General features: G+C 76.4%; 4 protein-coding genes. 3 read left to right on the top strand and 1 reads right to left on the bottom strand.

Annotated elements, in window-relative coordinates; translation table 11 throughout:
* Positions 1-40: 40 nt before the first annotated feature.
* The 3 genes from ABZ914_RS47155 (at position 41) to nhaA (ending at position 3,370) form a co-directional block, all read left to right on the top strand.
* Entirely contained in the window at positions 41-670 is a 630-nt protein-coding gene (locus ABZ914_RS47155) for a CBS domain-containing protein (protein WP_500201164.1), read from the top strand.
* Positions 671-697: 27 nt separating this feature from the next.
* A complete protein-coding gene (locus tag ABZ914_RS47150) occupies positions 698-1,294 on the top strand; it encodes an Rv1733c family protein (RefSeq protein ID WP_500201163.1) in 597 nt (198 codons plus the stop codon).
* 186 nt (positions 1,295-1,480) lie between these two features.
* Positions 1,481-3,370 carry a Na+/H+ antiporter NhaA gene (gene nhaA / locus ABZ914_RS47145; protein ID WP_500201162.1) on the top strand — a complete coding sequence of 630 codons (1,890 nt, stop codon included), beginning with the start codon at positions 1,481-1,483 and terminating at the stop codon, positions 3,368-3,370.
* A gap of 19 nt (positions 3,371-3,389) precedes the next feature.
* Here the strand turns inward: nhaA and ABZ914_RS47140 are convergent.
* The coding region (locus ABZ914_RS47140) for a YncE family protein (protein WP_500201161.1) at positions 3,390-4,492 on the bottom strand (1,103 nt) is incomplete at its 5' end.

Raw genomic sequence — 4,492 nt, 5'->3', positions numbered from 1 at the left:
GGAGATGTAGACAGGACGACACGCTGAAGGAGAGGGCGCCATGCTGGTCCGAGAGGCGATGACCTCGCCCGTCGTGACGATCCCGCGGACGGCCACCGTCCGCCAGGCCGTCCGCGTCCTGCACGAGCACGACATCACCGCGCTGCCCGTCGTCGACGGCAACGGGCGGCTCGTCGGGATCGTCAGCGAGATGGACCTGCTGCGCGGCGCGTTCGAGGCCGACCCGCGGGCGTTCTCGCGTCCCGTCGCCACCCCGGCCGGGCCGCCGCCGCGGCTCGTGGAGGAGGTCATGACGCGGGACGTGGAGACCGCGCGGCCCACCACCGACGTCGCCGAGCTGGCCGCGACGATGATGCGGACCCGGCACAAGAGCGTCCCGGTGCTGGACGGCGCGGTCCTCGCCGGCATCGTCAGCCGCCGCGACCTGATCGCGCTGCTCGCCCGCGGCGACGCCCGGATCAGGGACGACGTCCTCGCCGCGATCAACGAGTACGGTCCCGGCGGGCACGCCTGGGAGGTGTCGGTGCGCGACGGCGTGGTGGTGCTCACCGGCCCGGCCGACGAGGCGGCGCGGCGCGTCGCGGACGTGCTGGCCCGGACGGTGCCCGGCGTCACCCGCGTGTCGGTGCGCACTCCCGAACCCGGCGGGGCGCCCGGCGGGACCGGCTGAGACGATGGATCCGTCGGGGAGGGAGCCATGATCAGCCTTCGTGCGCGCCGCGCCCGGGCGGCCCTGCTGCGCCTGCGCCGCCGGCTCGGCTTCGAGCGCAACGCGCTGCGGCGCGGCGTCGACCGGCGGCAGCGCGCGGTCGGGATCGGCGCGGTGGCGGTGTTCGCCGCGGTGGCGCCGCCCGCGTCCGCGGGCGTGGCGTCCGCCGCCTACGCGGCCGGGGTCCGGGCGGAGCGCGCGGAGGCGGCGGGGCACCACCGGATCACGGCCCGCGTGTCGGGCATCCAGAAGCAGGACGACGGCGAGCAGCGCTACACCTACGCCCGGCTCGCCTGGACCGCCCCGGACGGCCGGGAGCACTCGGCGGTGATCGCCGCCGGGCGGACGGCGCGGCTCGGGGCGGCGCTGCGGATCTGGGTGGACGCGCGGGGCGAGATGTCGCGCCGGCCGCAGGACCGCACCGACACCGTGGCGGGCGCCGTCTTCGCCGGCGCGGGCGCCGCCGGCGCCGCGGCGCTGCCGCCCCTGGCGGTCTACCTGCTCGTCCGCCGCCGCTGCGACCGCGACCGCGAGGAGATGTGGGACGCCGCGTGGGCCCGGCTGGACCGTCCGCACATCGGCTGACCCGGCGGCCCGCCCGCCGGGGCGGCGCGCCCGGCGGACCGGTGCGCGCCCGCCGGTTCCGGCCCGACGATCATGGGGTATGCGCACACCTGGGCCCGGTCGGCGGGCCCGCGCCGGCCGGGACGATCGGGTGACGATGCTGCCATGACGATGCCGCGATGACATGACCGCGATGAAACGGCCGCGATGACGGAGGGCCAGGAGGGATCCGGGCCGCTGTCGGACCGGACGGCATGGGCCCGCAGCCTGCAGACGCCGCTGCGGGAGTTCCTGCGCACCGAGACCGGCGGCGCCATCGTGCTGCTGGTCGCGACCGTCGCGGCGCTGATATGGGCGAACGTGTCCATCTCGTCCTACGAGACGTTCTGGGGGACGGAGGCGTCGCTGCGCGCCGGCCGCCACGCCCTGTCGATGGACCTGCGGACCTGGATCAACAGCGGGCTGATGACGCTGTTCTTCTTCGTCGTCGGGCTGGAGGCGCGCCGCGAGTTCGACATGGGCGAGCTGCGCGAGCGCCGCCGGCTCGCGCTGCCGCTCGCCGCCGGGATCGGCGGCATGGTCGTCCCGGTGGGGATCTACCTCGCGATCAACGCGGGCGGCCCGGCCCTGCACGGGTGGGGCACCGCGATGTCGACGGACACGGCGTTCGCGCTCGGCGTGCTGACGCTGGTGGGCAAGCGGTTCCCGGGTCGACTGCACGCCTACCTGCTCACCGTCACGGTGGTCGACGACCTGGTCGCGCTGCTGGTGATCGGGACCGTCTACAGCGAGGACGTCTCGGCCGGGCCGCTGCTGATCGCGGCCGGCCTGCTCGGCGTGACCCTGCTGGTCCGCGCGGCGGGCGTGGCGCAGATCGCGGTGTACGCGGTGCTCGGCCTCGCGGCGTGGCTGGCGCTGAACGCCTCCGGCGTCGAGCCGATCGTCGTCGGCCTGGCGATGGGCCTGCTCACCTACGCCTACCCGGCCGCCCGCACCGACCTGGAGCGGGCCAGCGAGGTGTTCCGGCTGTTCCGCGAGCAGCCCACGCCGGAGCTGGCCCGGTCGGCGCGGACGGGCGTCGCCGCGGCGATCTCGCCGAACGAGCGGCTCCAGCAGCTGTACCACCCGTGGACCAGCTACGTGATCGTCCCGCTGTTCGCGCTCGCCAACGCGGGGATCCCGGTGAGCGCCGGGTTCCTGCGGCACGCCTTCACCTCGCCGGTGACGCTGGGCATCCTGGTCGGCTACGTGGTCGGCAAGCCGGTCGGCATCCTCGGGCTGTCCTGGCTGGTGACGGTGGTGAGCCGGGGCCGGCTGCGGCCGCCGGTCGGGTGGGCGGCGGTCGGGGGCGGCGGCGCCATCGCCGGGATCGGCTTCACCGCCGCGCTGCTTATCGCGACGCTGGCGTTCACCGGCGACCGGCTCGCCGAGGCGAAGGTCGGCATCCTGTCGGCGGCGCTGCTGGCGTCGGTGCTGACCTGGCTGGTCGTCCGGGTGACGGCGCTGCTGCCGGCCCGGCCGCGGGTGGTCGCGCTGCTCGGCACGGCGCAGACCGTGATCGACCTGGCCGCGCCGGTCGACCCGGACCGCGACCACGTGCGCGGCCCGGAGCGCGCGCCGGTCACCGTGGTCGAGTACGGCGACTTCGAATGCCCGTACTGCGGCCAGGCCGAGCCGGTGATCCGGGAGCTGCTCGCGGGGCAGGGCGACGTCCGGTACGTGTGGCGGCACCTGCCGCTCACCGACGTCCACCCGCAGGCGCATCTCGCGGCGCAGGCCGCCGAGGCCGCCGCCGCGCAGGACGCGTTCTGGGAGATGCACGACCTGCTGTTCCGGCACCAGGACGCGCTCCAGGCCAAGGACCTCGTCCGGTACGCGGGCGAACTCGGGCTGGACGTGGCGCGGTTCCGCGACGACCTGCGCCGGTCCGCGGGCTCGGCCCGGATCGCCGAGGACGTCGACTCCGCCGACCTCAGCGGTGTCTCCGGCACCCCGACGTTCTTCGTCAACGGGCGCCGCCACCACGGCGCCTACGACCTGGAGAGCCTGCAGCACGCCGTCCGCATCGCCCGCAAGCTCGCCGCCATCCGCGCCTAGCGCGGCCGGCGCGTGGCCGTCAGGGGTCGCGGACGAAGGCGATGTCGAGCGGGCTTGCGCCCAGGGTCGCGCCCGGAGGGCCGCCGCGGATCGTCGTGACGACCTCGTCGGAGGAGGTGTCGATGACGGAGACCGTGCCCGTCATGCCGTTGCCGACCCAGACCTCCGAACCGTCGGGCGTCGCCGCGATGGACGCGGGACGCCGCCCCACCGGCACGTCCGCGAGGTGCCTGCGTCCCGTCGCGTCGTAGACGCCGGCCGAGTCGGAGTTCATGTCCGCGACGTAGACCTTCCGCCCGTCCGGGGCGGCGGCGACCGCCCACGGCTCCGCGCCCGCCTTCACCCGGCGGGTCACCGTGCGGTGCGCCGCGTCCACCACGTACAGCAGGTCCGCGTCCGGCCGCGTCGCGTACACGCGGGAGCCGTCGGCGCTCACGGCGACGCCCTGCGCGTCCGGGATGCCGGGGACCTCCCCGGCGACCTCGCCCTTCGCCGTGTCGATGACGGTGAGGCCGCGCGCCGTCGTGACGTAGGCGTCCTTCCCGTCCGGCGCGAACGCGATCCGGCGCGGCGCCGCGCCGACGTCGACGCGCCGGATGACGGTGTCGGTCCGGGTGTCGATGACGGCGACCGCGCTGGACCCGCCCGGGCCGGTGTCGCCGCCGGTGACGGCCGCGTACGCCTGCGAGCCGTCCGGTGCGACGGCGACGTCCTGCGGGTAGGCGCCCACCACGATCGGGGTCGCCCGCAGCGTGGCCGCGTCCACCGCGATCACCTGGTACTGGCCGGCGGCGGCGACGTACACCTTCCGGGCGTCCGGGGTGACGGCGACGCCCTCGGCGGTGTCGGCGCGGATCGCGGTCGAGGTGACGGTGTGGGAGGCGACGTCCACCCGGGCGACCCGTCCGCTGCCGGCCAGCGCGATGTAGGCGGTGCAGCCGGCCTCCGCGGGGCGGCCGCGCACCCACGGCGACGGCGCGTACGGGACGTCCTTCCGGACCGGACGGGACGGCGGGGCCCCCGGCCGCGCCGGCGCGGGCGGGACGAACGCCGCCCAGGACGGGGCGCCGGGCTGGACGCCCTGCTCGCCGGAAGGCCCGCCGCCCGGGTCCGGGCCGTCCG

It is taken from the genome of Spirillospora sp. NPDC046719 (assembly GCF_040645715.1).
In the GTDB taxonomy this organism is placed as follows: domain Bacteria; phylum Actinomycetota; class Actinomycetes; order Streptosporangiales; family Streptosporangiaceae; genus Spirillospora.
The sequence above is the reverse complement of the archived record's forward strand: the minus strand, read 5'-3'. Positions and strand labels throughout refer to the sequence as shown.